Origin of the sequence: Massilia sp. CT11-108, from assembly GCF_047302915.1 — a bacterium.
Classification (GTDB): domain Bacteria; phylum Pseudomonadota; class Gammaproteobacteria; order Burkholderiales; family Burkholderiaceae_D; genus Telluria; species Telluria orientalis.
In genome coordinates this window covers 1-1,411 of sequence record NZ_JBKYMO010000883.1, presented here as the reverse complement: position 1 = coordinate 1,411, position 1,411 = coordinate 1, and the positions used below count along the sequence as shown (strand labels likewise).

Annotated in this window: 1 protein-coding gene; it reads right to left on the bottom strand. The window is 70.2% G+C overall.

Going from position 1 to position 1,411, the window contains the following annotated elements:
* The coding region (locus tag ACEN88_RS31665; RefSeq protein WP_413346120.1) for a family 20 glycosylhydrolase at positions 1-1,411 on the bottom strand (1,411 nt) is incomplete at both ends.

Here is a 1,411-nt window from a genome sequence, read left to right as displayed (position 1 = left end):
CGTCATCGCGGCCAGCCGCCCGGGCGGCACGCTTCTCCCCATCGGGTCGGCGGCCGCGCTGACGATCATGTCCAGCGGGCAGAAGCCAAACGCATGGCGCGTCTCCACGAAGCCGGCCCAGTAATAACCCGGCTCCTGCGGATCCTTCGCATACGCGAGGTCGAAATACAGGTTCGCGGCATTCGCCAGCACGACGTCATAACCCGCATTGGCGAGACGGTACGCGACGTCTTCCTTGCCCGAGCCCCACGCGTTGTTCCATGCATAGACCTGGAAACCGGGGCCGCCGTCCTCGTACACGAGCGCCGTCTCTTCCCAGCCCGCGAACGCGAGGCCGTGGCGTGCGAGGATCGCGCGGCAGCGGTCGACGAAATCCGCCTGCAGCTGCGCGATACGGGTCCAGCCGCGCTCGCGCATCAGCGCCCGGCACCGCGGCGAGCCTTCCCACGCGCCCAGCGGCACCTCGTCGCCGCCCGTGTGGATCGTCCTGAGCGGCACGCCGGCCTCGCGGTACAGCGCCGCGACGTGGGCGACGACGGTGTCGATGAAGCGGTCGACGGACGGCAGCGCGATGCAGATCACGTTGTCGCGCCACAGCTGCACGGATTCGTAGACGGAGGCATCGTACGGGTCGCTCAGCAGGTAGCGCTCCGCGCCTTCGATATCGCCCTGCGCGCGCAGGCGGTCGTGGCGCGCGCGCATCGCCAGCACGGCCGCGCGCGCGTGGCCCGGCATGTTGAATTCCGGGATGACCTCGATGTGGCGTGCGTGCGCATGGCGCAGGATGCCGATGAAGTCGTCCGCGTCGTAATAGCCGGTGCCGGACGATGTGTCCACGTCCGCGCCCGAGCCAAAGGATGGCGGCAGCGTGTGGCCGCAGGCCGCGCCCCGTTTGCCGCCGATCTCCGTCAGCTCCGGCAGCGCGTCGATCCGCAAGCGCCAGCCTTCGTCGTCCGTCAGGTGCAGGTGCAGCCGGTTCAGTTTATAGCGCGCCATGCAGTCGAGCAGGCGCTTGACCGTGGCCACCGAAGCAAAATGGCGCGCCACGTCGAGCATCATGCCGCGGTAGCCGAAGCGCGGCGCATCGAGCACGCGGCCGCACGGCAGACAGCCGTCCGCATCCAGCAACTGGGCCAGCGTCTGGATGCCGTTGAACACGCCGTGCGCGCCGGCGCCGCGTATCAGGATCGTGTCGGGGCCGATGTCGAGGCGGTAGGCCTCCGGCCCGTCCGCGGCCACGCTGCCGATCTCCAGCAGGATGCGCGCGCCGTCGCCGTCCTGCAGGTCGTCCAGCAGCGCGCGCAGCAACGCCGCTTCGCCGACCAGCGCGGCGCCGGCCATGATCTCGCTGGACGCCGACAACCGGCTGCGCACCGCCGTGAACCGGGCCGAGACGGGCGTCGGCGTGATG